The organism is Micromonospora sp. CP22 (genome assembly GCF_009712475.1).
Classification (GTDB): domain Bacteria; phylum Actinomycetota; class Actinomycetes; order Mycobacteriales; family Micromonosporaceae; genus Micromonospora.
In genome coordinates this window covers 56,445-79,803 of record NZ_VCJO01000011.1, presented here as the reverse complement: position 1 = coordinate 79,803, position 23,359 = coordinate 56,445, and the positions used below count along the sequence as shown (strand labels likewise).

Annotated in this window: 24 protein-coding genes; 21 read left to right on the top strand and 3 right to left on the bottom strand. The window is 72.5% G+C overall.

Translation table 11 applies throughout. From position 1 onward, the window contains the following. Positions 1 to 228: 228 nt before the first annotated feature. Positions 229 to 669, bottom strand: coding sequence for a hydroxyphenylacetyl-CoA thioesterase PaaI (paaI, locus tag FF096_RS18550; protein WP_155220383.1), 441 nt, complete (start codon positions 667 to 669; stop codon positions 229 to 231). 268 nt (positions 670 to 937) lie between these two features. On the opposite strand from paaI, the gene FF096_RS18545 reads away from it, so the two are divergent. Further along, on the top strand, positions 938 to 1,696 hold the full coding sequence (locus FF096_RS18545; RefSeq protein WP_155220207.1) for a class I SAM-dependent methyltransferase: 759 nt from the start codon (positions 938 to 940) through the stop codon (positions 1,694 to 1,696). A gap of 213 nt (positions 1,697 to 1,909) precedes the next feature. Here the strand turns inward: FF096_RS18545 and FF096_RS18540 are convergent, their stop codons facing one another. Then, on the bottom strand, positions 1,910 to 3,169 hold the full coding sequence (locus FF096_RS18540) for an MFS transporter (RefSeq protein ID WP_309223555.1): 1,260 nt from the start codon (positions 3,167 to 3,169) through the stop codon (positions 1,910 to 1,912). A 158-nt stretch (positions 3,170 to 3,327) separates the two neighbouring features. Between FF096_RS18540 and FF096_RS18535 the strand changes: the two genes are divergently transcribed. From FF096_RS18535 to yidC, 20 genes are all read left to right on the top strand, one after another. Beyond that, entirely contained in the window at positions 3,328 to 4,311 is a 984-nt protein-coding gene (locus FF096_RS18535; protein WP_155220205.1) for a LacI family DNA-binding transcriptional regulator, read from the top strand. A 173-nt stretch (positions 4,312 to 4,484) separates the two neighbouring features. Continuing rightward, positions 4,485 to 5,291, top strand: coding sequence for an LppM family (lipo)protein (locus FF096_RS18530; RefSeq protein ID WP_155220203.1), 807 nt, complete (start codon positions 4,485 to 4,487; stop codon positions 5,289 to 5,291). Positions 5,292 to 5,373: 82 nt separating this feature from the next. After that, complete coding sequence (locus tag FF096_RS18525) at positions 5,374 to 5,709, top strand: hypothetical protein (protein ID WP_155220201.1); 336 nt, start codon at positions 5,374 to 5,376, stop codon at positions 5,707 to 5,709. Positions 5,710 to 5,721: 12 nt separating this feature from the next. After that, positions 5,722 to 6,330, top strand: a complete 609-nt coding sequence (locus tag FF096_RS18520) for a glycine zipper family protein (RefSeq protein WP_155220199.1) — start codon at positions 5,722 to 5,724, stop codon at positions 6,328 to 6,330. Then, complete coding sequence (locus FF096_RS18515) at positions 6,327 to 7,016, top strand: carboxypeptidase-like regulatory domain-containing protein (protein WP_155220197.1); 690 nt, start codon at positions 6,327 to 6,329, stop codon at positions 7,014 to 7,016. Before FF096_RS18520 ends, FF096_RS18515 begins: the two co-directional genes overlap by 4 nt. A gap of 22 nt (positions 7,017 to 7,038) precedes the next feature. Beyond that, positions 7,039 to 8,268, top strand: coding sequence for a phage tail sheath subtilisin-like domain-containing protein (locus FF096_RS18510; RefSeq protein ID WP_155220195.1), 1,230 nt, complete (start codon positions 7,039 to 7,041; stop codon positions 8,266 to 8,268). A 1-nt stretch (position 8,269) separates the two neighbouring features. Further along, the gene (locus FF096_RS18505) at positions 8,270 to 8,749 is read left to right on the top strand and encodes a phage tail protein (RefSeq protein ID WP_155220193.1); all 480 of its coding nucleotides are present in this window, start codon (positions 8,270 to 8,272) and stop codon (positions 8,747 to 8,749) included. A gap of 1,213 nt (positions 8,750 to 9,962) precedes the next feature. Then, positions 9,963 to 10,142, top strand: a complete 180-nt coding sequence (locus tag FF096_RS18500; RefSeq protein ID WP_155220191.1) for a hypothetical protein — start codon at positions 9,963 to 9,965, stop codon at positions 10,140 to 10,142. Beyond that, the gene (locus FF096_RS18495; protein ID WP_155220189.1) at positions 10,142 to 10,903 is read left to right on the top strand and encodes a hypothetical protein; all 762 of its coding nucleotides are present in this window, start codon (positions 10,142 to 10,144) and stop codon (positions 10,901 to 10,903) included. Before FF096_RS18500 ends, FF096_RS18495 begins: the two co-directional genes overlap by 1 nt. Next, positions 10,900 to 12,495, top strand: coding sequence for a phage baseplate assembly protein V (locus FF096_RS18490; protein ID WP_309223554.1), 1,596 nt, complete (start codon positions 10,900 to 10,902; stop codon positions 12,493 to 12,495). Before FF096_RS18495 ends, FF096_RS18490 begins: the two co-directional genes overlap by 4 nt. Next, positions 12,495 to 12,833, top strand: coding sequence for a hypothetical protein (locus FF096_RS18485; RefSeq protein ID WP_155220187.1), 339 nt, complete (start codon positions 12,495 to 12,497; stop codon positions 12,831 to 12,833). Before FF096_RS18490 ends, FF096_RS18485 begins: the two co-directional genes overlap by 1 nt. Next, on the top strand, positions 12,830 to 13,306 hold the full coding sequence (locus FF096_RS18480) for a GPW/gp25 family protein (protein ID WP_309223553.1): 477 nt from the start codon (positions 12,830 to 12,832) through the stop codon (positions 13,304 to 13,306). The genes FF096_RS18485 and FF096_RS18480 overlap by 4 nt, the downstream gene beginning before the upstream one ends. Beyond that, positions 13,303 to 15,900 carry a putative baseplate assembly protein gene (locus FF096_RS18475; protein WP_155220184.1) on the top strand — a complete coding sequence of 866 codons (2,598 nt, stop codon included), beginning with the start codon at positions 13,303 to 13,305 and terminating at the stop codon, positions 15,898 to 15,900. The genes FF096_RS18480 and FF096_RS18475 overlap by 4 nt, the downstream gene beginning before the upstream one ends. Further along, positions 15,881 to 16,486 (top strand): phage tail protein, encoded by a 606-nt coding sequence (locus FF096_RS18470; protein WP_155220182.1) that lies wholly within the window; start codon positions 15,881 to 15,883, stop codon positions 16,484 to 16,486. Before FF096_RS18475 ends, FF096_RS18470 begins: the two co-directional genes overlap by 20 nt. Then, positions 16,483 to 17,406 (top strand): hypothetical protein, encoded by a 924-nt coding sequence (locus tag FF096_RS18465; protein WP_155220180.1) that lies wholly within the window; start codon positions 16,483 to 16,485, stop codon positions 17,404 to 17,406. Before FF096_RS18470 ends, FF096_RS18465 begins: the two co-directional genes overlap by 4 nt. Positions 17,407 to 17,467: 61 nt before the next feature. Beyond that, a complete protein-coding gene (locus tag FF096_RS18460) occupies positions 17,468 to 17,923 on the top strand; it encodes a hypothetical protein (RefSeq protein ID WP_155220178.1) in 456 nt (151 codons plus the stop codon). 3 nt (positions 17,924 to 17,926) lie between these two features. Then, positions 17,927 to 18,697: a hypothetical protein gene (locus FF096_RS18455; RefSeq protein ID WP_155220176.1), complete on the top strand. Its 771-nt coding sequence runs from the start codon at positions 17,927 to 17,929 to the stop codon at positions 18,695 to 18,697. A 145-nt stretch (positions 18,698 to 18,842) separates the two neighbouring features. Further along, the gene (locus tag FF096_RS18450; protein ID WP_155220174.1) at positions 18,843 to 19,280 is read left to right on the top strand and encodes a hypothetical protein; all 438 of its coding nucleotides are present in this window, start codon (positions 18,843 to 18,845) and stop codon (positions 19,278 to 19,280) included. Between the two features lie 138 nt (positions 19,281 to 19,418). Further along, entirely contained in the window at positions 19,419 to 19,703 is a 285-nt protein-coding gene (locus tag FF096_RS18445; protein WP_309223552.1) for a DUF6412 domain-containing protein, read from the top strand. Between the two features lie 253 nt (positions 19,704 to 19,956). Beyond that, the gene (gene yidC, locus FF096_RS18440) at positions 19,957 to 20,910 is read left to right on the top strand and encodes a membrane protein insertase YidC (protein WP_155220375.1); all 954 of its coding nucleotides are present in this window, start codon (positions 19,957 to 19,959) and stop codon (positions 20,908 to 20,910) included. A gap of 106 nt (positions 20,911 to 21,016) precedes the next feature. Here the strand turns inward: yidC and FF096_RS18435 are convergent, their stop codons facing one another. Continuing rightward, complete coding sequence (locus tag FF096_RS18435; protein ID WP_155220173.1) at positions 21,017 to 23,353, bottom strand: glycoside hydrolase family 3 N-terminal domain-containing protein; 2,337 nt, start codon at positions 23,351 to 23,353, stop codon at positions 21,017 to 21,019. Positions 23,354 to 23,359: the final 6 nt, after the last annotated feature.

Sequence of the window (23,359 nt, the reverse complement as noted above, 5' to 3'; positions counted from 1 at the left end):
CGGCGGAGGCGTCACCGGGACGGATGGCCCCGGCACGGCGTGCCTGCGCCGGGTTGTCCCGATCAGCAGCCGGGTCAGCGGGCGTGGAACGTCGGGACCCGGTTCCGGACCACCGGATCGGCCGGTGGCGGCGGCGTCCGGAAGGCGGGTCGTCGACGCCGTGGCGGGCGGGCCGGTCGCGGTTGGGCGGGCCGAAGGCCGGCCGGACGGGCGGTGCCGGGTCTCGGGTCAGTGTCCCCGGCTGGCCGCCGGTGGGCGGTCCCGCTCCCCCGGTGCGGGTACGCCGTCGGGCGTGGGCACCGGGCGCAGCGTCCGGCTCTGGCCACGGAACTCCGCGACCACCTCCCCGTCCTCCCGGCTCACGGTGACGTCGTAGATGCCGCTGCGGCCGTAGCGGGTGCGCTCGCTGGCCCGCGCGACCAGCGTGTCCCCCGGTCGGGCCGGACGGACGAAGGTGATGTCGGCCGCGGCGGCGACGGTGGCCGGGCCGTGGCTGTTGCAGGCCAGCGCGAAGGCGGTGTCGGCCAGTAGGAAGACGAACCCGCCGTGCGCGATGTGGTGGCCGTTGACCATGCTGTCGGTGATCCGCATCCGGGCCACCGCACTGCCCTCGGCCGCGCTGACCAACTCGATGCCGAGGCGGTTGGAGGCGACGTCGGCGTCGAACATCTCGTGCGCGGCGGTGCGCTGGGGATCCACGTGCTTGCAGTCCGTTCCGGCCGGGCGCACCCGGCCCGGCCAGGGACATCATGACACCGGCGGTCGGCGACCGGTCGGGTAGGCCCACCCGGGGCGTGGGCGTCGGTCGAGGGCGATCGGGTCGGACCGGTTGACCGGTCCGACCCGAGCCGATCATCGCTTCGCCATCCTCTCGTAGTTGCAAATAATTGGCAACAAGTCTGGACAAGGAATCCGAGTAGTAACTAGCGTTTAGTTCATGAGTCCTTACATCAGCAATGTCGCCGCCTGGCAGGAGAGTTGGGACCGCCAGCAGGAGGCGTACCTGCCCGACCGCGAGCACCGGTTCGCCGCCATGCTCGACGCGGTCGACGCCGTACGCGGTGACACCCCGCCCCGACTGCTCGACCTGGCCGGCGGCACCGGCACCATCTCCCTGCGCGCCCTGCACCGCTTCCCCGACGCCGAGGTGACCCTGGTCGACCTCGATCCGGCGTTGCTCGCCCTCGCCGCCGCCTCCCTCGGTGACCGGGCCACCATCGTCACCGCCGACCTCAGTCGACCCGACTGGGCCGAGGCCCTGCCACACCGGGGCTACGACGCCGTACTCACCGCCACCGCGTTGCACTGGCTGCCCGCCGACCGGCTGTCCGCCCTCTACCCGGAGCTGCGCGACCTGCTCCGGCCCGGTGGGCTGTTCGTCAACGCCGACCACATGCCCGACGACGGCCTGCCCGAGTTGACCAAGCGGCTGCTCGCCCGCGCCGAGGAGCACCGCAGCGCCCGTCACGCCGCCGGTGCCGTGCTGTCCTGGTCGCAGTGGTGGCACCAGGCAGAGCAGGACCCGACGCTCGCCCCGTTGGTGCGGCAACGCCACGCCATCTACCCGACCGGGCACAGTCCGGAGTGGACGCCACCGGTCTCCTGGCACCTCACCGCGCTCCGAGACGCCGGCTTCACCGAGGTCGGCACCCTCTGGCGCGGTGCCGCCGACGCCGCGGTGGCCGCCCTCCGCTGACACCCGTCCCCGGCCCGGGCGGCGGGCGTGGAAACGGGGTGGGGGTTAGGGCGCGGGATGAGCTGGTCTACACCCACCACCACTGGGACCACGTCCGGGGTGCCTGCGCGAGGAGGTACGCCGCACCCCTCGGCTGCTGCGCCATGTCGGCGGCCGACACGCGCCGGACTCGACCGTCGTGGTGGCCCGTCCGGTCCGGGTACCCGACCCCCGCTACGCGTCGGAGCCCGCCCGCACCGACGCTCCCGCGCCGACGGCGGCGGGCGGACGGGCGGCGGGGACCAGCAGCAGCGTCGGCAGCAGGAGCAGCGGTACGACCAACAGCGCCCGCAGGGTGCCCACGTGGTCGCCGAGCAGGCCGAGCAGGGGCGGCCCGGCCAGGAACGCGGTGTAGCCGATCACCGCGACCACGCTGACCCGTACGTGTGCGTGCTCCTCCTCGTCGGCGGCGGCGCTCATCCCCACCGGGAAGCCGAGCGAGGCGCCGATCCCCCACAACGCGACGCCGACCACCGCGACCGGACCGGACCCGGCGAGCACCGCCAGACCGGCGCCGACGACGGCGAGCAGGATGGTCGCGGTCAGCACCGGCCCACGTCCCCAACGGTCCAGTGCCACGGTGCCGACGGTGCGACCCAGCGTCATGCCCACCACGAAGACGCCGAAGACGGCCGCCCCCGCCGCCTCGCTGAAGTCGTAGCCGTCGATGAAGGCCACCGCGAGCCAGTCGTTGGCGCTGCCCTCGGCGAACGCCGCCGCCAACACCAGCAGGCCGATGAGCAGGGTTCGGGGCTCCCGCCACGCGGCCAGCAGTCGACGGCGACGACCGGCCGGGGTGGCACCGTCAGCCTCCGGCTCGACCGGCAGGAAGGCGCGCGCACCGAGCAGGGTGCCGCCGAGTACCAGCGCGGCCAGCACACCGAGGTGCACGGCGACCGGAACGCCCAGCCGGGCCGCTCCCGCGCCGATGCCGGCACCGGTGACCGAGCCGAGGCTCCAGGCGGCGTGGAATCGTGGCATCACGGTCCAGCCGAGCCGCCGTTCGACCGCCGCGCCCTCGATGTTCATCGCGACGTCGCAGCTGCCGGAGCCGTAGCCGAGCGCGAACAGTCCCACCGCCACCCCGGGTAGCCACGCGGCGACGCTGGCCGAGACCCCGGCGATGGTCAGTCCGAGCGCGACGAGCAGGGTGGCCAGCACCACCGATCGGGCCGCGCCCAGCCGTTGGGTGACCAGCCCGGCGGTGGGCATGGCGACGATCGCGCCGATCGACATGGCGAGCAGGAGCAGGCCGAGGCGCCCCGGGGTGAGGCCGAGCCCGTCGCGGATCGCCGGCACCCGGGCGAACCAGGAGGCGACGGCCAGGCCGTTGAGTGCGAACACGACCGCCACACCGTTGCGGGCGGCCAACACGGCGCGGGACGGGCCGGAGTCGGCCGGCGGTGTGACAGGGGTGGTGACGGCGGGGTCCACGTGGGTTCCGGTCCTCTCCTCGGTACTACGACGATCACACACCTGGGATCGCTACCACCACAATCCGCGCCCGGTCCTTACCGCAGGCCGGGGCGCGGGGCATGATGCTGGTGAGCGTCCGGGTACCAGGCCGGGCGACGGGAACGGGGAGAAAGATCATGACGACGGCAGCACGCCGGCCGGCGACCCTGGACGACGTGGCCCGAGCCGCCGGGGTGTCCCGCTCGACGGCGTCACGGGTCATCGCCGGCACCGGATTCGCGTCACCTTCCGCACGAGAGCGGGTACGCATCGCCGTGAACGTGCTCGGCTATGTGCCGAATCCGGCGGCGCGGGCCCTGGTGCAGGGATCCGGCGTACGCCTGCTGGTGGTGGTCTCCGGCACCAGCCCGGCCGCCCTGGACGACAGCTACGTCGACCAGGTGGTCGCCGCGGTGGCGCGGATCTGCACGGCGCACGGGATGGGCGTGGCGGTGCAGTGGATTCCGCTGGACGCGCCGGGCCGGCTGACCCGACTCACCGAGGACCGGGGCGTGGCCGGGCTGATCCTGGTCAACACCACCCAGGCGTTGCTGGACCTGGTGCCACGGCGGCTGCACGGCCGGGCCGTCTCGATCGGGATCGGTTCGGCAACGGTGCCGTCGGTGGACATCGACAACGGCGGCGGTACCGCGGCCATCGTCCGCCACCTCTTCGCCACCGGTCGGCGGCGGATCGCCATGGTGACCGGTCCGCGCTGGCTGGCCTGCGCCAACCGTTCGGTCGAGGCGTACCGCAGGTTGTTGCACGACGCCGGCCTGCCGGTCCGGGAGGTGGTCGGTGACTTCAGCGTGGCCCGAGGGCACGCCGCCGCCCGGGAGGTCATGCGCCGCTGGCCGGACACCGACGCGATCGTCGGGATCAGCGACGCCACCGCGTTCGGGGTGATCAGCCAGTTGCGCGCCGACGGCATCCAAGTTCCCGACGACGTGGCCGTCACCGGCTTCGACGACGTCCCGATGGCCTCGGTGGCGGCCCTGACCACGGCCAGTCACCCGGTACGCCACATCGCCACGGCGGCGGCGAGCCTGGTGCTGGAGCAACACCCGGCGGCAGCGCCGACGGTGTTCCCGTCGGCGCTGGTCCGGCGCGCCAGCGCCTGACCTCTCCCGCCTCGATCCACAATTCGATCAATAATTGCGGTCAACCTTTCAGAATATCGATTTCGTCGGTTCCCAGCCTCAGCCGAATGTGACGACCTCCCGGTAAGATCGGCGACTTGTATGTGACCGATCGCTGACTGATGGCCCTGCCGTTAAGAGCACACACTGAGCCAATGAATGCGGGGCTCAGGGGCATCAGAACACTTCGCGCGGCGGCGTGTCTCGTGCTGGTGGCGGCCCTTTCCGGCTGCATGCAACTCAATGCCGGGTTGACCGTCAACGCCGACGACACGGTGAGCGGTCAACTTCTACTCACGGCCGAGCGGAACGTCCTGACCGTGAACAACAAGCCGGTCGAGACGGGCTTCGCCGAACTCCGGCAGAACATACCGGCGCTTCCCGCCGGGCCCGAGACCCGATACGAGGACGCCACCCACTTCGGTTCTCTGATCAACTATCGGAACGTGCCGCTGCACCAATTCGACAGCGAAAGCCTGAGCATCGTCCGCACCGGCGACCGATACGTGTTCATCCTTCCGCTGGACCCGAAGAAGTACGGCGGAAAAGTGGCCGAGCAGGACCCGAAGAATCAAGAACGATTCATGTTGCTCATGTCGTTCGAGATCTCCGTGACGTTCCCCGGCCGAGTCCTGGACGCCAGTAGCGGCGCTCAGGTCGTCGACCGGACGGTCAGCTGGCGGGTCAAGCCCAACGAACAGAAACCGACCGAACTGCGCGCTGTCGCCGAGGCTCCGCCCCGACCGTCCCCGGCGGCCGGAGCCGACCCCGACAACGGTTTCCCGTGGCTGCTGATCGTCGTCGGCGTGGTGGCTCTGCTACTCGTCGCGGCGCTGGTGGCCGTCCTGCTCCGCCGCTCCCGGACCGGCGGTGCACCGTCCGAGAGCGCGACACCGCCGGCCGGCGGATCCGCACCGGTGACACCGGCCGCCACGAATCCCGGCCCGCCGGGCGTCGGCTGACCGCCGGCCTGCCGTCCGTGCACCACGGGCGGCACCGCACCACCCCCACCCCGCAGTACGCAACACCGAAGGGAGATCGGCGATGAACGATCTCTTCAGCTGGGCGGCCCTGGGCAGCCTCACCGGAGCCAGCGCGGCGACGCTGCTCACCACCAACGTCATCGGCGGACTCATCGGCCCGAAGGCCGACAAGGCCCGCAAGTGGATCGCACTGGGCATCGCGCTCGCGTTGTCGTACCTCACCGCCGCCTTCGCCACCGAGGCGGGCGCCGAGAAGTGGTTCATCGCGTTCTTCAACGGGCTGGTCATCTTCTCCGCGGCGTTGGGCGTCAACCAGCTGCCGCCCGGCAACCGGCAGGCCACGCCGGTTCAGCTGGCACAGGGCAACCAGCCCCGGTTCATCCGCTCCTGGGCGTGAGAGGAGCCGGACATGGTCTTCGGGATCCTCAGCGCCGCCGTCCACGTCGCCGCGGGCGCCGTGCTCGGTCAGCTCCTCGGCGGCGGCGTCGGCCTGCTCGTCGGCGCGAGCGTCGGCCTGCTCGTCGGCGGGGTCTTCGGCTGGGCCGTCGCCGCGGCCGAGGTCTACGCCGCCGGCCCGCGTGGTGTGTTCCTCTTCGTCGTCGACCACACCTGGAGCCTGCTGAACACCCTCGTCGGCGCGAGCTACCTGGCCGTGCACCTGGTGTTCGGCCACTCACTGGACCGGTCGACCTCCCGGCACAGCTGCCGGGTGAACGTGGTCGAGGGGGTCTCTCCCCGGTACGCCACGACGCTCGGCACGGTCTGCGCCGGCTCCGGTCCCGGCATCCAGCGACACGAGGACGTGCACATCCTCCAGGCCCGGCTGCTCGGCCCGCTGTACATCCCGCTGGTCGCGGCCAACTACGTCCTGTTCACCATCGCCCCGATCTGGTTGCTGTACCACGACCACGCGGGTGCGCCGATCAACCGCTTCACCCGGTACTTCGAGATCGGCGTCTATCCGCACGTGTGGAACGAGGCCATCGCGTACCGGATCCAGGGGACGCCGCCGCGATGAGCGACGACGGTCCGATCCGCGCCGCCACCGCCGAGCTGGCGGCGTGGCTGGCCGGGGCGGTGGGTGACCCCGTCCCGGTCGGCCCGCCCCGGCCCGACGCCGACCCGAGCCGGTTGGCCCTGTGGCCGCTGGAGCTACGACCGGCCCGGCAGACCCGGGGCAGCAGCGGGCCGGAACCCTACCGACTCACGGTGCGTTACCTGCTGGCCGCCGGTGGCCCGGAGGCCCTGGCCGCGCTGGACCGGGTGCTCGTCGCGGCCACCGGCGCGGCCGGACGAACGCTGGTGCTGGAGGCCGGTGACCCGGCCCTGTGGGCGGCCTTCGGGGCAGTTCCCCGGCCCGCGTTGCTGATCGACGTGCCGGTCCAGGTCACCCACCCGGCCCGACCGGCCGCACCGGTGCTGCGCCCGCTGCGGCTGCGCCAACTGGAGATGCTGACCGTCGACGGTCGCGTCGTCGGCCCGGCCGAGCAGCCCCTCGCGGCGATGCGGGTGGAGGTCGTCGGTCAGCCGTACGCGACGCAGACCGACCCGGCGGGCCGCTTCCGGATCGTCGGCGTGCCGCACGACCCGGACCATCCGACACCGGTCCGGCTCCGACTCACCGGCCGTGGGCAGGTCCTCACCACCGAGGTCGACCCCACCGAACCCGACATCGTCATCGTCTGCGCGCCGCCGACCCACTGATCCGACCAGCACGGGAGGACCGATGCCCACCTACTTCTCGCCCGGCATCTACGTCGAGGAGGTGCCCCGGGGCGCCCGGCCGATCGGGCCGGCCGGGACCAGCACGGCGGCCCTCGTCGGTCGCGGACCCAACCGCAACGCCCACGTCGGCGAGGCCCTCGCGGTCAACAACTGGACCGACTTCCTCCGGCTGTACGCCGACGGTGACCAGGTGGAGAGCACACCGCTGGCGCGGGCCGTGTTCGGTTTCTTCGACAACGGCGGCACCCGCTGCTGGGTGGTCAACGTCGGCGACGGCAACGCCATCTCCGGCACCGGGCGCAAACGCGCGGGCCTGGACCTGCTGGAGGCGATCGACGAGATCTCCATCGTGGCCGCCCCCGGCTTCCACGACCCGGTCTCCCACGAGGCGCTGCTGAGCCTCGCCGAACGAACCCGCACCATGGTCGCCATCTGCGATCCGGCGCCCGACATCGACGACATCTCGACCCTCACCCGGGTCGCCACCCCCGCGTCGACCCGCCCGGCGAAGCCGAGTGACACCGAGTCGGACACCGCCACCGGGTCCGCAGCCGGCGGGCCGACGGCGCACCGCCCCCGGCAGTCGGACTTCGGCACCCTCTACTACCCGTGGTTGCGCGTGCGTGACCCGCTCAGCGGCGAGTTGGTGCTCACCCCGCCGAGCGGGCACATCGCGGGCATCTGGGCGCGCACCGACGCCCTGCGAGGGGTGCACAAGGCGCCCGCCAACGAGCCGGTCCGGGGTGCGGTCGACCTGGGCCACCTGGTCACCCGGGCCGAGCACGACGTGCTCAACCCGCGCGGCGTCAACGTCATCCGGTACTTCCCGGGCGAGGGCATCCGGGTCTGGGGGGCCCGGACCCTCGCCGCCGAGGCCAGCGAGTGGCGCTACCTCAATGTCCGGCGGCTGTCCATCGCCATCGAACAGGCCATCGCCAACGGCACCCGCTGGATGGTGTTCGAGCCGAACGACTACACGCTGTGGCGCTCCATCCGTCGGGACATCGGGGCGTTCCTCACGCGCGTGTGGCGCGACGGGGCGCTGCTGGGCCGGACTCCCGAGGAGGCGTTCTTCGTCAAGTGCGACGAGGAGACCAATCCGGCCGACGTCCGCGACGCCGGAATGGTGGTCGCGCACATCGGCATCGCCGTGGTCAAGCCCGCGGAGTTCGTGGTGTTCAAGCTGAGCCAGTGGGCCGGCGGCACCGAGACCGAGACGATTGGAGGCTGACATGCCGACCACGGCCACTCCGCAGCCGGGTACGCCGGTCGACCCGTATCGGGCCTACAACTTCAAGCTGCTGGTCAACGGGGTCACCAACGGCCACTTCACCGAGATCAGCGGCCTGGAGGTGAACATCCCCGCGGTGCCGTACCGGGAGCAGGGCAACGACCGGGTCCGGATGGTCCCGGGTCAGGTGGAGTACGGCCCGGTCACCCTGCACTTCGGTCTCACCGCCTCACGGGAGCTGTGGGACTGGGTGCACGCGGTCGCTCGGGGCACGGTCGACCGCCGCAACGTCTCCGTGGTGCTGCTCGACGCCGCCGGCACGGCGGAGGTGCTGCGCTGGAACCTGATCAACGCCTGGCCGAGCAACTGGCGCGGGGCGCACCTGAACACCCTCGGCCAGGAGATCGCCATCGCGTCGCTGACGCTGCGCTACGAGAGCCTGGAACTGGAGGCCGGTGGTGCCGCGCCGACGCCCGCGTGACTGGCTGGCCGATCGCCTCCGGTCCGCGGCGGCCGCCGTGGACCGGCTCGCCGGTGCGGTGGATTCCTCCCCCCGAGAGACGCCGCCGGTGACGTCGGGCAGGATGCCCGGGCCCGTCGGCCGTACCGACGACGAGCCCGAGGCCGACCTCCGGCGGCCCGGGCAGCCACCCGAGCACTGGCTACGGATCGTCACCGCCCATGCCCCCGGCCTGCTGCGGGACCTGGCCCTGGCCCCACCGCCAGCCTCCGGGCCCGCCCACGCGTGGTTCGAAGGGCCGGAGCCCTCCGAAGCAGACCACGACGGCCAGCCGGCCACCGACCCCGTCAGCCCCACACACGGGTACGTCCCGCCGCCCGACCCGGGAGGTCACCCCGCCCGGCCGAGCGCGTCCGCCTGGCCAGGTCGATCCGCTCAGCCACCCGGCGCGACGTCCGCGCCCGCGCCGAACGACGCCGCCGACCCACGGCCGACGGACCACCGCCCGCCCACGCCACCTCCGACCGACCACTCCCCCGCGTCCTTTGCTCTGCTTCACCCCACGCAACCCCCGACGCCCGGTATCCGGATAGCGGCCAGTGCGCCGGTTGAAGCAGAGCAAAGGGACCACAGGAGCATGTCCCGCCCCGGCCCGGAACCGGCCGCACCAGCCAGACCCACCGGACCAGCCAGACCCACCGGGCTACGCGAACCAGACGGGCTACGCGGATCTGCCTGGCTGTGCGACCCGGACGGGCCAGCGGAGGCAGGCGGGTCAGCCGGCGCAAGCGGGCCGGGCGGTATGGCCGGGCGGAGCGGGCCGGGCGGACGGGGTGGGCTGGACGACGTTCGCCAGCGGCGGGCAGGCCCGGCGACGACCGATGCGGATGGCCACGACGGGGGCGGCGCGTCGGCACCGGGGCCAGGCTCGGCCGCGTCCCGAGGACGGTCGGCGGAGCTGGAGCTCGACACGAGCAGAGCACGGTTCCGCATCCCGGCACGACGAGCCGACGCGGCTCCGACCCGGGCCGAGGCACCGCTGGCGCGGCCCCGGCACGCCGACAAGCCGGGCCCACACACCACGAGCGCACACACCACGAGCCCACGCACCGGCACGGCAACCCAACACGGTGACCGACCGGGCCCGCAGACGGGCGTGACCGACGCCTCCGCCGGGCGGGTGCTCCGATTGCCGCCCGGCGGTGGGCTTCCCACCGGCGAAGGGTGCTGGCCGGTGGGCGTGCGTCCCCGCTGGCCGGAACTGGAGTCACCACCGCCGTCACGCGGTGGGCGTACCGGCCCGGATCCGTGGCCGGCCCTTCCCGACGACCGGGCACTGTGGGCGGCGCCCGAGCCGTCCGAAGCCCACGAACAGCGGGCGCGGTGGCTCGACGGTGAACAGGCAGGTGGCTGATGCAACGGGTGGCCTTCCTCATCGACACCGGAGAACGGATCGACTGCCTGCTCAACCCGGAGACCGTGCAGGTGACCCGCCTCGCCGGGGTGCGCCGGCGAGGCGGCCCGGACGGCCAACTCACCGGCACCGGGTTGGCCGACGACCCGCTGCTGTTCACCGGCGGCGGACGCACCGAACTCGTGCTGGACCTCCTCTTCGACATCGACTTCGCCGAGGGGCAGGTTCGACCCACCGACGTCCGGGCGCTGACCCGACCACTGTGGATGTTGGCGGAGAACTCGGCGGTGGAACACGGCTGGCTACGGCCACCGCTGGTACGGATGGTCTGGGGCAAGACGTGGAACGTGCCCGGCGTCATCGTCGCCGTGGCGGAACGCTTCGACGCGTTCACCGCCACCGGCTCGCCGCGCCGGTCCTGGCTGCGGCTCAAGCTGGTCCGGGTGGCCGAGGACGCCCGCCGCGCCGAGGAGGGCTTCGCCGAGGAACTGGCCGCCGCGCAGACCCCCACCGTCGCGCCGGGCACGGCCGTGGTGGCGGCCGGCGACGGCACCGCCACCGCCGACACCACGGGCGTACGCTTCGACCTGCTCGCCCACGACGCCTTGGGTTCCCCCCTGCGGTGGCGGCTGCTGGCCGAGCACAACCGGATCACCGACCCACTGGCCGTGCCCGCCGGCACCGTGCTGGCCGTACCGCCGCTGCCCGGCACCGCCCCGACGGCGCCCGCGCCCGCCACCTCGCCCGGGACCGGGTCGTGACCGCCGTCGCGCCCCGGGCGCTGACCGTGCTGATAGACGGCAGGTCCCTGCCCGACGCGGTGGCCGGACGGGTCACCTCGGTGCGGGTGGCCGCCCGCCTGGACCGGCCCACCCAGTGCGAGGTGGCGCTGCGCACCAACCCCGGCACCGCCGCGTTGACCGGTCCGGTGAACGTCGGCGCGAGCCTCGACGTCCGCCTCGCCGGGCACGCGGAGGCGCTGTTCGGCGGAGAGGTGACCGCCGTCGAGGTCGAGTACGCCGCCGACGGTACGGCCACGCTGCGGGTGCGCGGGTACGACCTGCTGCACCGGCTGCGCAAGCGGCAGCGGATCCAGGTCTTCGAGTCGGTGACCGCCGCCGACCTGGCCGCCGAACTCTGCGCCGACCTCGGGCTGCGGGTCGAGGCGGAGGCCGACGGTCCGCAGTTGGACCGGCTGCCGCACCACCGGCCCAGCGACCTGGACCTGCTGGTCGAGGTGGCCGGGCGGGCCGGGCTGCACCTCAGCCTCGACGGTGACCTGCTGCGGCTGGTCACCCTGGACGGACACGGCGAGGTGATCGCCCTGGAGTTGGGTCGTGACGTGCACGGCCTCCGGTTGTCGGTCAACGCCGACAGCGCCGCCGGGGAGAGCGCCGCGCTGGGCTGGCACCCGCAGCGGGCCGAGCCGATCGCCCAGAGCGTCGGCAGTCCCCGCTGCGGACGCCGCACCCCGGCCGCACCCGACCCGGCCGACGTCGGCGCGGACGGCCCTCGTACCGCCCTGGACCAGCCGGGACGCAGCGACGACGAACTGGCCGCGCTGGCCCAGGCCCGGCTCGACACCCGGGCCGCCGCCCTGGTCACCGCCGACGGAACGGCCGAGGGCAATCCGGCGCTGCGACCCGGCCGGCGGATCCAGCTGACCGGCGTGGCCGAACCGGTCGCCGGGACGTACGTGCTGACCGAGGTGATCCACACGGTCGACGCGAACGGTCACCTGAGCCGCTTCTCCACCATGCCGCCGCCGATGCCACGCACCGCGTCACCGGCCCCGGCGGTGGTCACGCTCGGTGTGGTCACCGACGTGTCCGACCCGGACGGTCTGGGCCGGGTGCGGGTGGAGCTGCCCGCGTACGGCGACGCCGACGCCGGCTGGTTGGCGGTGCTGTGCCCGGGTGCCGGCCGGGGCAAAGGGCTGGTCGCGTTGCCCGACCCGCAGGACACCGTGCTGGTGGTGCTGCCCGGTGGCGAGCCGGCGTCCGCGGTGGTGCTCGGCTCGCTGTTCGGCACCGTCGAGCCGTACGACACCGGGATCGACGACGGGCGAGCCCGCCGGTGGTCGCTGCGTACCGCCGGGGGTCAGCAGCTGGTGGTCGACGACGTGGCGCGCAGCCTGCGGCTGAGCACCGACGGCGGCAGCTGGTTGGAACTGACCCCGGAGTTGGCCACCCTGCACGCCGCCACCGATCTGGTGCTGTCCGCGCCGGGCCGGGCGATGGTCGTCCGCGCCCGCAGCGTCGACTTCCTGCACGCCGAGACCGTCGAGGACCCGGAAACCGCCGCCGAGCGGGCCCGTGTGCTCGCCCGCGCCCACCACGAGGGAGGCCGCTGATGCGTTGGATCCACCGCGACTCGGTGATCAGGTGCAGCCACGACGGCCGGGTCCGCAACCGGGCGTCCCAGAAGTGGGTGACGGTCAGCGGGGTACCGGTGCTGGTGGCCGACGACCCGAAGGGCCGGGAGATCGTGGCCTGTCCGAACTACGGCGCCACGGTCAAGCCGTGCACCGGCACCGAGGCGGTGCGGGCCGGTTACAGCGACTGGGTACGCGTCGGCGGCCGACCGGTCGTGCTGTCACACCTGTCCGGCTTCACCAACGGCAGCCCGCCGGGTCAGTTCACCTACCGGGTACGCGATCCCCGGCAGCGGTTCGTGGGGGCCGACCGGTGAGGGCCATCCGGTTCGTCGGTGCCGGCTTCGACCCGGGGCAGAGCGGCGGGCTCGGGTTGACCGCCGCCGGCGGCCTGGCCATGACCGACGGCGACGAGACGGTACGCCAGGCGTTGTTCCTGCTGCTGTCGACCACGCCGGGCGAACGGCTGATGCGCCCCGGGTACGGCTCACGCCTGCACCGGCTGGTCTTCGCGCCGAACGACGACACCACCGCCGGATTGGCCATCCACTATGTCCGCGCCGCCATCGCCCGCTGGGAACCTCGGATCGACGTGCTCGACGTCGACGCCGGGCCGGATCCGGACGACCCGTGGCGTCTGGTGATCCGGCTGGACTACCGGATCCGGGCCAGTCTCACCCCCGGCCAGCTGGTCTTCTCGGTCGACCTGCTGCCCGCCGACGACGACGCGCCCGTCGGGCCGGTGACCGGTCCCACCGACGACACCGACGACACCGAGGAGGCACGATGACGCTGCCCGTGCCGCACCTGGACGATCGGACCTTCCTCGACCTGGTCACCGAGGCGCGGGACCGGATCCGGCAGTCCTGCCCGGAGTGGACGGACCTGTCCGCACACGACCCCGGAATCGCGCTGGTGGAGGCGTTCGCGCATCTGACCGAGGTGATGATCTACCGGCTGAACCAGTTGCCGGAGAAGGCGTACGTCGCCTTCCTCAACCTGCTCGGCGTCACCCGGCACCCACCGGCGGCGGCCTGGGCGGACGTCCGGTTCGTCCGCACCGGGACCGACGACGGTCCGCTGCGGATCCCCGCCGGGACCCGGGTGGCCGCCGCCCGGGGGGCCGATCCACGGCCGGTGGTCTTCGTCACCTGCGAGCCGGCGCTGCTCGCCGCCGGGCAGCGTGAGGTGACCGTCCGGATGCACCACTGCGAGCCGGTGGAGGCGGAGCTGCTGGGGGTGGGGACCGGGCAGCCCGGGCAGGTGTTCCGCGCCGAACGCGCGCCGCTGGCGCGTACCGCCGAACCACTGGACCTGCTGCTCGGCGTCGAGGTGCCGGCCGGCTCGGTGGAACTGGGCGCCGCGGCCCGGGAACACGACGGACGCACCTTCGAGATCTGGCGGGCGGTGGACAGCTTCGCCGGTCTCGGCCCGCAGGACAAGGCGTACCTGGTGGACCGGTGCTCGGGCACGGTGACCTTCGCCCCGGCGCTGGACCTTCGCCAGGCCGACGGCCGCACGTCGACCTCCGGCGACGGCGCGGTCGCGGCGGTGCCACCGGCCGGGCGACAGGTTCGGTTGTGGTATCGCGCGGGCGGCGGACCGGCCGGCAACGTGGCCGCCGGCACCCTGACCAACCTGCGTGACCCGCTGCCCGGGGTGAAGGTGGTCAACCCGCTGCCGGCCGCCGGTGGGCGGGAGATGGAGGACATGGAGTCGGTGCTGCTGCGCGGCCCGTACGCCTTCTTCGCCCAGCAGCGGGCGGTGACCGCCCGGGACTTCGAGGTGTTGGCCACCGCCTCCGGCGGGGTCAGCCGGGCCCGCGCCTTCACCCGGGCCGCCGTCTACAGCTTCGCCCGCCCCGGCGAGGTGGAGGTGGTACTGGTGCCGCACGTGCCGACCGACGCGCGGCCCGGGGGTCGGCTGCCGGTGACGGTGCTCCGCGAACACGAGGTGGAGGAGATCCGGCTACGGGTCGAGGCGGACCTGGAACGTCGCCGTTCGCTGGGGACGACCTGCCGGGCCGGTTGGGCGCGGTACAAGGCGGTGTCGATCCGGGCCCGGGTGGTGGTCCGCCGAGAGGAGGATGTGGACGCGGTCCGCCGCCGCATCCACGACCGCCTGCACCAGACGCTCAGCCCGCTGCCGACCGCGCTCAACCCGGCCGGTTGGGCGTTCGGCGAGCCGCTGCGGGCATCCAACGTGTACCGCCTGCTGGAGCAGGCCGAGCCGGGGGTGCGCTACGTCGAGTCGGTGCGGTTCGAGGTCGACGAGGCGCCGGACAAGCAGGTGCGTACCCTCGCCGTCGACCAGTACCAGCCACGCACCTGGTACGCCGGCAGCGGGGCGGTGTTGTTCCGCTCCACCAACGCCGGTGCCGGTTGGGAACCGGCGGGACGCTTCGACGGGGAGACCGTCCAGCGGGTGGTGCCGGCGCCCGCGCCGGTGCGGCCGGGGATCGCGCCCCGACCCGGTTCGGTGGCGGTGGCGACGGTGCGTACCGGCGGCGGCTCACGGGTGCACCTGAGCACCGACCTGGGTGAGACGTGGTCGCTGCTGGCCGACCTGGACTCGCGGATCGGTGACCTGGCCTGGATCGACCGGGACGGCGCGGGAGCGCTGCTGGTCGCCACCGACACCGGTCTGTACGAGGTGTCCCTGCTGCCGGGTGCGGTGCCGTTGCAGATCCTGGTCGACCCGGCCGACGCGGACCGCGGTTTCTACGCGGTACGGGCGTTCGTCTCCGAGCGCGGGGCGGCCGGGGTGGCGGTGGCCGCCCAGGCCGGGTTCGGTGTGTACCTGTCCCACAACGCCGGTCGTCCCGGCAGCTTCCACCACGTGGGTCTGGCCAACGTCGACAACCGGGTGCTCGCGGTGCAGTACGACGGACCGGCCACCCTGTTGTGGAGCGGTGCCGGTGAGCCGGATCCGAACAAGCCCGGCCAGGGATGTTTCCGCGCCCGCCTCTTCGAATCCGACGTGAAGTGGCAGGCGCTGTCGGCGGGATGGCTCGGCGGCACCTGCCGGGATCTCGCCTTCAGCGGTTCGCTCGCGCTGGCCGCGACCCAGAGTGGCGGGGTCCTCCGGCTGGACTCGCTTCCCGCGCAGCCGCAGTGGACGTCGGCGTCGGTCAACTGTGGGTTGCCGCTTCGGGACCGGACCCGGTTCATGCCGGTGGACGCGGTCGCCGCCACCGGTGCGGCGGACCGCCTGGTGCTGGCCGGCGGGGAACGCGGCGTGCACCGCAGCGAGCAGGCGGTGCAGTGGTCGGCCAGTGCCAACCAGTCCACGGCCGACGTGGTGACCGTCCCGGACACCTGGCTGCTCTGCTCCGGCGAACACGACATCGAGGTGGTGCGGCAGGATGCGACGAGCGGCCATTGAGCGGCTGCTGCCCGCGGCCTACCAGCGGGCGGCCGGGCCGGGCAGCGTGCTGTGGGCGCTGCTGGACGTGATGGAGGCGTTACACGCCCCGGACGAGGCGGTGCTGGCCGAGGTCGACGCGCTCTTCGCGCCGTACCGGGCACCGGCACCGATGACGGCCTACCTGGCCCGGTGGGTGGCGATGGACCACCTGGTCACCGCGCCCCGGCGGGACGCCCCCCTGCCGCTGTCGTTGCACCGGCTGCGCGACCTGGTGGCGCACGGGGCCGCGCTCGCCGCCTGGCGGGGCACGCCGGACGGGCTGCGGACGGCCCTCGAACTGGCCACCGGGGTCACCGGGTTCGTGCTCGACGAGCCGACCGACCGGCCTTTCCACCTTGTCGTGCGGGTGCCCACGGCCGCCGCCGACCAGCTGGCCCTGGTCGACCGCATCGTGGCGGCGGAGAAGCCGGCCGCGGTCACCGCCGAGATCACGGTCGAGGATGTCCCGGCCGAGCGGGCGGTCGGGAGGGCCAGCGTGCCGCCGCCCACCGTCGTCCCGTCTGCTCCCGCCTCCCCCGTTACCGCCGTCGAGGAGCCGCCATGACCACCGAATGGACCGTCGTCGCCGCCGCCGAGCAGTTCACCCTGGACGTCCGCAACACCGGCGAGCTGACCTTCACCGTCTCCAACCCCGGCGTCGCACCGGACACCGTGGTGTTCGACGTGGCGCCGGGCGAGGGCACGCAACGGTCGTGGTTCACCGTCACCGAGCCACAGCGGGTGGTGCCCGCCCAGGGCTCGGTGTCGTTCCTGGTCCGGCTGGCGGTGCCGCCGGGCACGCCACCGCGGCGCTACGACATGACCGGGTTCGCGTACTCGGCGAACACGGCGCCGGAGGAGAGTTCCAGGTCCAGCGGCCGGGTCACCTACGAGGTACGCGCGGTGGCACCGCCGAGGCGTACGCCCTGGCCCTGGATCGCCGCGGCGGCGGCCCTGGTGCTGGTGGTCTCGGCGGTGGTGGTGTTCCTGGTGGCCCGCGACGACGAGCCGCCACCACCGGCACGGGTGGTGACCGTCGAGGCGGAGACGCTGGTGACCGGCGCCCGGGTCGAGTCGCCCTCCGGTTCCGGCGCGACCGTGACGGTGCAGCAGAACTGCTGCGAGGTGACCTGGTCGCAGAACGCCCAGCTGTTCTTCCTCGGTCAGGCGGTCAACGACCGGGTGACCGTGGCGGTGGAGCTGCCCGCCGAGGCGACCTGGCAGTTCTCCGCCGTGCTGACCACGTCGTTCGACTACGCCAACACGGTCTTCCTGATCGACGGCCGGCAGATAGGCGACCCGTTCATCGGGTTCACGCCGAAGGTGCGGGTCACCGACTGGGTCGACGTGGGCCGGGTGCGCCTCGGTGCCGGACCTCACGAGATCACCCTGGTCGTGGTCGGCAAGACGCAGAGCACGAACCGCTACTTCGCCGGCATCGACATGCTCCGGTTCACCGAGGTCACGCCGGACGACCAACGATGACCGACCGTGGTGCCGGTCGGCGATCCGTGGTGGGCCGACGGATCGGTGGATGGAGGACGGCATGAGCGGGCAACAGAAGGCGCTGCTGGCGGCGCTGGGCGTACTGCTGGTGGTGTTGTTCGCGGTGGCGGTGGGCGCGGGTCGCGACGACCATGGCGACCCGGCGGCCCGGCATCCGCTGGTCGACCTGCTGGGGCGGGCCGGTGGCGGGCACCGCGTCGTCGATCCCGCCGACGTGGACGCGGACTGCGCCGAGGACGTCGGGCGGCTGCTGGTCGACGGGCGCTGCGAGTTGCGCATCGCCGACCCGGGCGGGTTGCGCGTGCTGGTGCTGCGCAGCCCGCAGGCGTTCCGGGTGCGGGCCACGGCTCCGGGTGACGCCGACGTCACCGTCACCGACGAGGTGGACCCGGCCGCCGACGGCAGCGGAGCCGTGGCCCGGGTCGCCGTCGACCGGGCCACCACGGTGCTGGTGAGTTGTCCGGTCGAGTGCCTCGTCACGATCGCGCGGGACTGAGCCATGGGTGCGCTGCGCAAGCCGTTGCTGCTGCTGGCGATGCTGGCGTTGGTGCTGGCGGTCGGCGTGGAGGTGGGTGCCGGGCTGCTGCTCGGCGGCGGTGACGCCAGCGCGGCACTGGTCGGCAGCGCCGTCGACCTCGGTGTCGACGTCGGCGAGGTGGGGCAGGTCAGCGAACCCTCCGGCCGGGGTACCGGCTATCTGGCGTTGGTCGACGCGGTGGCGCTCTGGACGACCGGGCTGTTCTGTCTGGGCCTGGTGCTGCCGGACCGGTTGCACGGCCGGATCCAGGGCGTCGCCACCCTGGTCTTCTCCATCATCCTGATCATCGTTGCCCTGCTGGCGCTGGTCCTCACCTTCGTCGAGCTGATGATCATGGTGTCGTTGTTCCTCGCCCCGCCGTTCGGCACACTGGCCTACCTGGCACTGTGGGGCTTCTTCCCGGTCGGCGACGCCGCCGTACTACTCGGCCTGGTGCTGCTGCTCAAGCTCGCCTGGGCCGGGCTGCTGATCATGGCTCAGCCGAAGTTCCTCCAGAACAAGGGCCTGGTCCTGCTGATCCTGACCAGCCTGTGCTGCCCGGTGCTGCTGGAGTTCCTGCACCACCTGGTGCCGGTGATCCTGGTGAGCATCCTCGATGCCGTGGGTGCCCTCGTCTTCGCGATCGTCGCGATCGTCTGGGCGCTGGTCCTGCTGATCGGTGCGATTCCGGCGATCGTCAAGGCGGTGCGGGCCACCGCCGCGCTCCGCGCCGAACCGGACCCGCACGGCTGAGTCGACGTCCGAAAGCTTGACGATTGTCGGACGACTGACGGAGCCCATAGGGAAATGTCGATATAACTGTGGCCTGTCTCATCCGTCGTTCTTTGGAGTGATCATGCGAACCTGACTCAGACGCATCTTGGCTACAGCGGTCGGTGTGACGGTGATGACGACGGCGCTCGTCGCGCCGGCGTCGACAGCATCGGCGGCCGCCACCTGCAACTCGTGGACCACGAAATTCGCCGCAGACGGTTACCGGTTCGAGATTCCATCCATCGGTCGCAACTCGGGTGCCTTCAACTGCGTACTGAAGTTGAACGACGGCTACAACGGCGGCGGAGTGCAGTCGGCGGTCTTCGTACTTCAGGGCAGTCTCAACCGGTGTCACGGGGGCAACCTGGTCCAGGACGGCAAGTACGGCCCCAAGACCAGAGACGTGGTCGCGTGGGTTACCGCCGCGGCGGGCCTTCCGCAACCGCCCGAGGGCTTCGGCGCCTACACCCAGGCTCCCGCGTACTTCGCCATCAAATGGCTGGGGCAGCGCACGGTCGGTGGTGAGACCCGCGCCGTCTGCCGCCACCTGGGCACCATCTGACTGATCCTGCGCCACGGCTGGACCGACGTATCCGCGGCAGCGCAAGGTACGGCGCGGTGCAGTTCCCGGTAACCCGGGAACTGCACCGGCTCACTCGGCGGAGGCCGCCGTTGGGGTGGGCAGGGTACAGTTGCCCTCGTGATCGGGCTCGGCGTGCTCTGGTACCTGGTCGGCGTGTTGGCCGACGTCGGTGCCGGCGATGCGCTCTCCGGCACGGCGGCGGTGACCGGTGTGCTGCTGGCCGCCCTGCTCGCCACCACGGCCCTGCTCCCCGGGGCGACGGCCGGGCCCGCCCTCCGCATCACCCGCCGGACGCTACGCGAACGCTCCGGCCGTACGGGCGTGCCCCGACACCGCGATCCGGACGCTGCCGGCCGGGCCCGCCCCAGAGCGCCCACCACGGCGACCCGCGCGGTCGCCTGAGCCTTCACACGTCACTCGGAGAGACCCGGCAACGCGGCTGACGGGCCCCGCTGCGCCCGTCGTCACCGTCCCGGCCGGACACCTCCATCTCTGCCGCTCCTCGGCGACCGCTGGTGACCGTTTTCGCTCACGTCAGTCGTAGTCGCATGTCGAGGGGTGTACTCATGTCCAATTCTGTGTTCGACGGTCGGCCTGCCGTCGGATGTCCGCTCGTCACCGGAGCCGACCGGTGACCGGCCTGGTCGGCTCGTTGATGGCGGTGATCTACCACGCGATCTCCGCGACCCTGTTGTTCTGGCACGGCGTCTGGCAGCGGCTGCTCGGCGACGCCTCCGCGCTGGGCACCACCTGGTCCTGGGTGCTGGGCATCGTCTTCCTGGTGCTCACCGTCCGGATCATCCTGTTCCCGGTCTTCGTCAAGCAGATCCGGTCGCAGCGGGCGATGCAGGCGTTGCAGCCCAGGATCGCCGAACTGCGGGCCAGGCACCGTGACGACCGGGAGACCCTCCAGAAGGAGATCGTCGAGCTGTACCGGGTGGAGAAGGCCAACCCGCTGATGGGGTGCCTACCGATGCTGGTGCAGATCCCGGTGTTCCTCGGTCTGCTCCACGTGTTGCGTCATCTCAAACCGACCATGCCGGAACACCTGAAGACGCTGTACGGCTGGTCGGTCGCCCAGTTCGACAGCGCCTCGTCGGCCACCCTGTTCGGGGCCCCGATCGCGGGTACCTTCCGCTCCACCGGGGCCCAGGTGGCTCTGCTCGGAGGTGACACCGCCACGGTCCGGGTCGTCGCCGCCGTGCTGATCGCGGCGATGATCGTCACGACCTACCTGTCCAGCCGTCAACTGATCCTGCGCAGCGGCTGGGCCCAGGATCCGCAGCAGCGGTTGGTGCAGCGGCTGATGCTCTACGGCATCCCCGCCTCGCTGCTCGTCTCCGGGCTGATCTTCCCGATCGGCGTGATCATCTACTGGGTGACCACCAACCTCTTCTCGCTCGGTCAGCAGACCTGGATGCTGCGCAGGTATCCGCCGCCGACCGGCGGCGCGACAGATTCCGGTACGCCCAGCGGCGCGACCGGTGACGGTGCACCCGGGGGCACGCAGGTCGCCGCCGCCCGGGTACCGGACGAAGCTGGTCGGCGGGCCGCGCCGAAGGTCGGGGCGAAACCGAACCGGCACCGCCGTCGCGGGCGTGCCGGCTGAGTCGCGCTCACCACGATCGCAGCTGCACCAGGGCAGTTCCCGGTGACCGGGAACTGCCCTGGGTCGCTGGGCCGGCCGGCACCTCGACGGTGGAGGCCGGCAGGGATCAGCTGATCTCGGCGGTCGTCCAACGGGCCGAGGCGTTGGTGACCGGTGCGACCTCGCCGACCAGCGTGGTCGACGCCGCCACGTCCCGACGTGCGCTCGTGCCGACCCAGAGGTCGACGTCACCGGGCTCCACCACCCGGTTGAGCGACCGGTCGGAGAAGGCGAGCCGGGTGGTGGGCACCGTCAAGGTGACCGTGACCGACTGGCCCGGCGTCAGGTGGACCCGCTGGTAGCCGAGCAGCTGCGCCACCGGTCGGGTCACCGACGCCACCACGTCCCGGCCGTAGAGCTGGACCACGTCGTCGCCGGCCACCGCGCCGGTGTTGGTGACGCGTACGCTCACCGTCAACGCCCCGTCGGTCGGCACGGTCGCCGGCACCGACAGATCCGCGTACTCGAACGTCGTGTAGGACAGCCCATGGCCGAAGGGCGCGACCGGCGTCGCCAGCAGGTTGGTCACCTCGTTGCCGTCGCCGAGCGTGGGGTGCAGGTACGAGTACGGCTGCGCGCCCGCCGACCGGGGCAGGCTGACCGGCAGCCGACCCGACGGGTTGACCCGCCCGGTGAGCACTCCGGCGATCGCACCGGCGCCCTCCTCGCCCGGGAAGAACGTCTGCACCACCGCTGCGCACCGCTCCAGCGCCCAGTCGATCGCGTACGGCCGGCCGGTGAGCAGCACCAGGATGACCGGCTTGCCGGTGGCCAGCACCGCCTCGACCAGTTCCCGCTGCACACCCGGCAGCTCCAGGTCGTCGCGGTCGCAGCCCTCGCCGACGGTGCCGCGCCCGAAGAGTCCCGCGTGGTCGCCGACGACCAGCACGGCGACATCGGCGGCGGCGGCCACAGCCACCGCCTCGTCGAAGCCGGACCGGTCGTCGTCGTCCACCTCGCACCCCTTGGCCGAGGTGACCAGGTCAGCGCCGACCTCGGCACGCAGCGCGTCGAGGACGGTCGCCACCTCGAGGCCGGTCTCCACGTCGGGGTGCTGCACGAGCACGTGGTTGAGGAAGGAGTAGCAGCCGAAGAGAGCACTCTGCCGGTCGGCGTTCGGCCCGATCACCGCGATGCGGCGACCCGCCGGCAGCGGCAACGCGTCCTGGTTGGCGACCAGGACTATCGACTTCTCCGCGAGTCGGCGGGCGATCGCCCGGTGCTCGGGCGAGTCGAGGTCGACCGACTGGACCGGCTCGTCGGTGAAGGTGGCGTCCAGCAGCCCGAGTTCCAGCTTCTGCCGCAGCACCCGCAGCACCGCCTGGTCGATCACCGACTCGTCGATCCGACCGGCGCGCACCGATTCGGCCAGGGTCAGGTACGCGTCACCGGTCGGCAGCTCGATGTCGACACCGGCGGTGAGCGCCTGCACGGCCGCGTCCGCGTGGTCACCGGCGACCTGGTGCAGCAGGTTGAGGAACGCCACCCCGTAGTAGTCCGCCACCACCGTGCCGTCGAAGCCCCACTTGTCCCGCAGCAGGCCGGTCAGCATCGTCGGATCGGCGGCCACGGGCACGCCGTCGATCTCGGCGTAGGAGTGCATCACGGAACGCGCGTCGCCGTCGAGGATCGCCATCTCGAACGGCACGAGCAGCACGTCGGCCAGCTCGCGCGGGCCGGCGTGCACCGGGGCGAAGTTGCGTCCGGCGCGTGAGGCGGAGTATCCGACGAAGTGCTTGAGCGTGGCGTGCACGCCCTGTGACTGGAGGCCGCGCACGTACGACGTGCCGAGGGTGCCGACCAGATAGGGGTCCTCGGCGATGCACTCGTCGACCCGCCCCCACCGGGGGTCACGGATCACGTCCAGCACCGGGGACAGTCCCTGGTGGACGCCGAGCGCCCGCATGGACGCCCCGATCGCCGCGGCCATCTCGGTGACCAGGTCCGGGTCGAAGGCGGCTCCCCACGCCAGCGGGGTGGGGAAGGTCGCCGCCTTCCACGCCGAGAGCCCGGTCAGGCACTCCTCGTGCACGATCGCCGGGATGCCGAGCCTGGTCCCGGTCACCAGGTCAGACTGGAACTTCCACAGCCATGACGCCCGCGATACGGCCTCGACGGGACGGGTGCCGTAGGCGCGGGTGAGGTGACCGAGCCCGTGTCGGGAGAAGTCCTCGAGCCTGCCGATGTCGCCGAACTCGCCCTGCAGCGGTGCGACGGCCTCGCCTTCCGCCTTCTCCCAGAAGCCGACGAGTTGCGCGACCTTCTCCTCGATCGTCATCCGACCGAGCAGTTCACGTACGCGCGCCTCGCCATCGGACCCGTACCGGTCGGGCCGGCCAGGGCCCGATCCTGTCTGGGCCGGCACCGGTGCCGGCCCGCCCACGACCTCGCGGACCTCAGTCATGCTGTG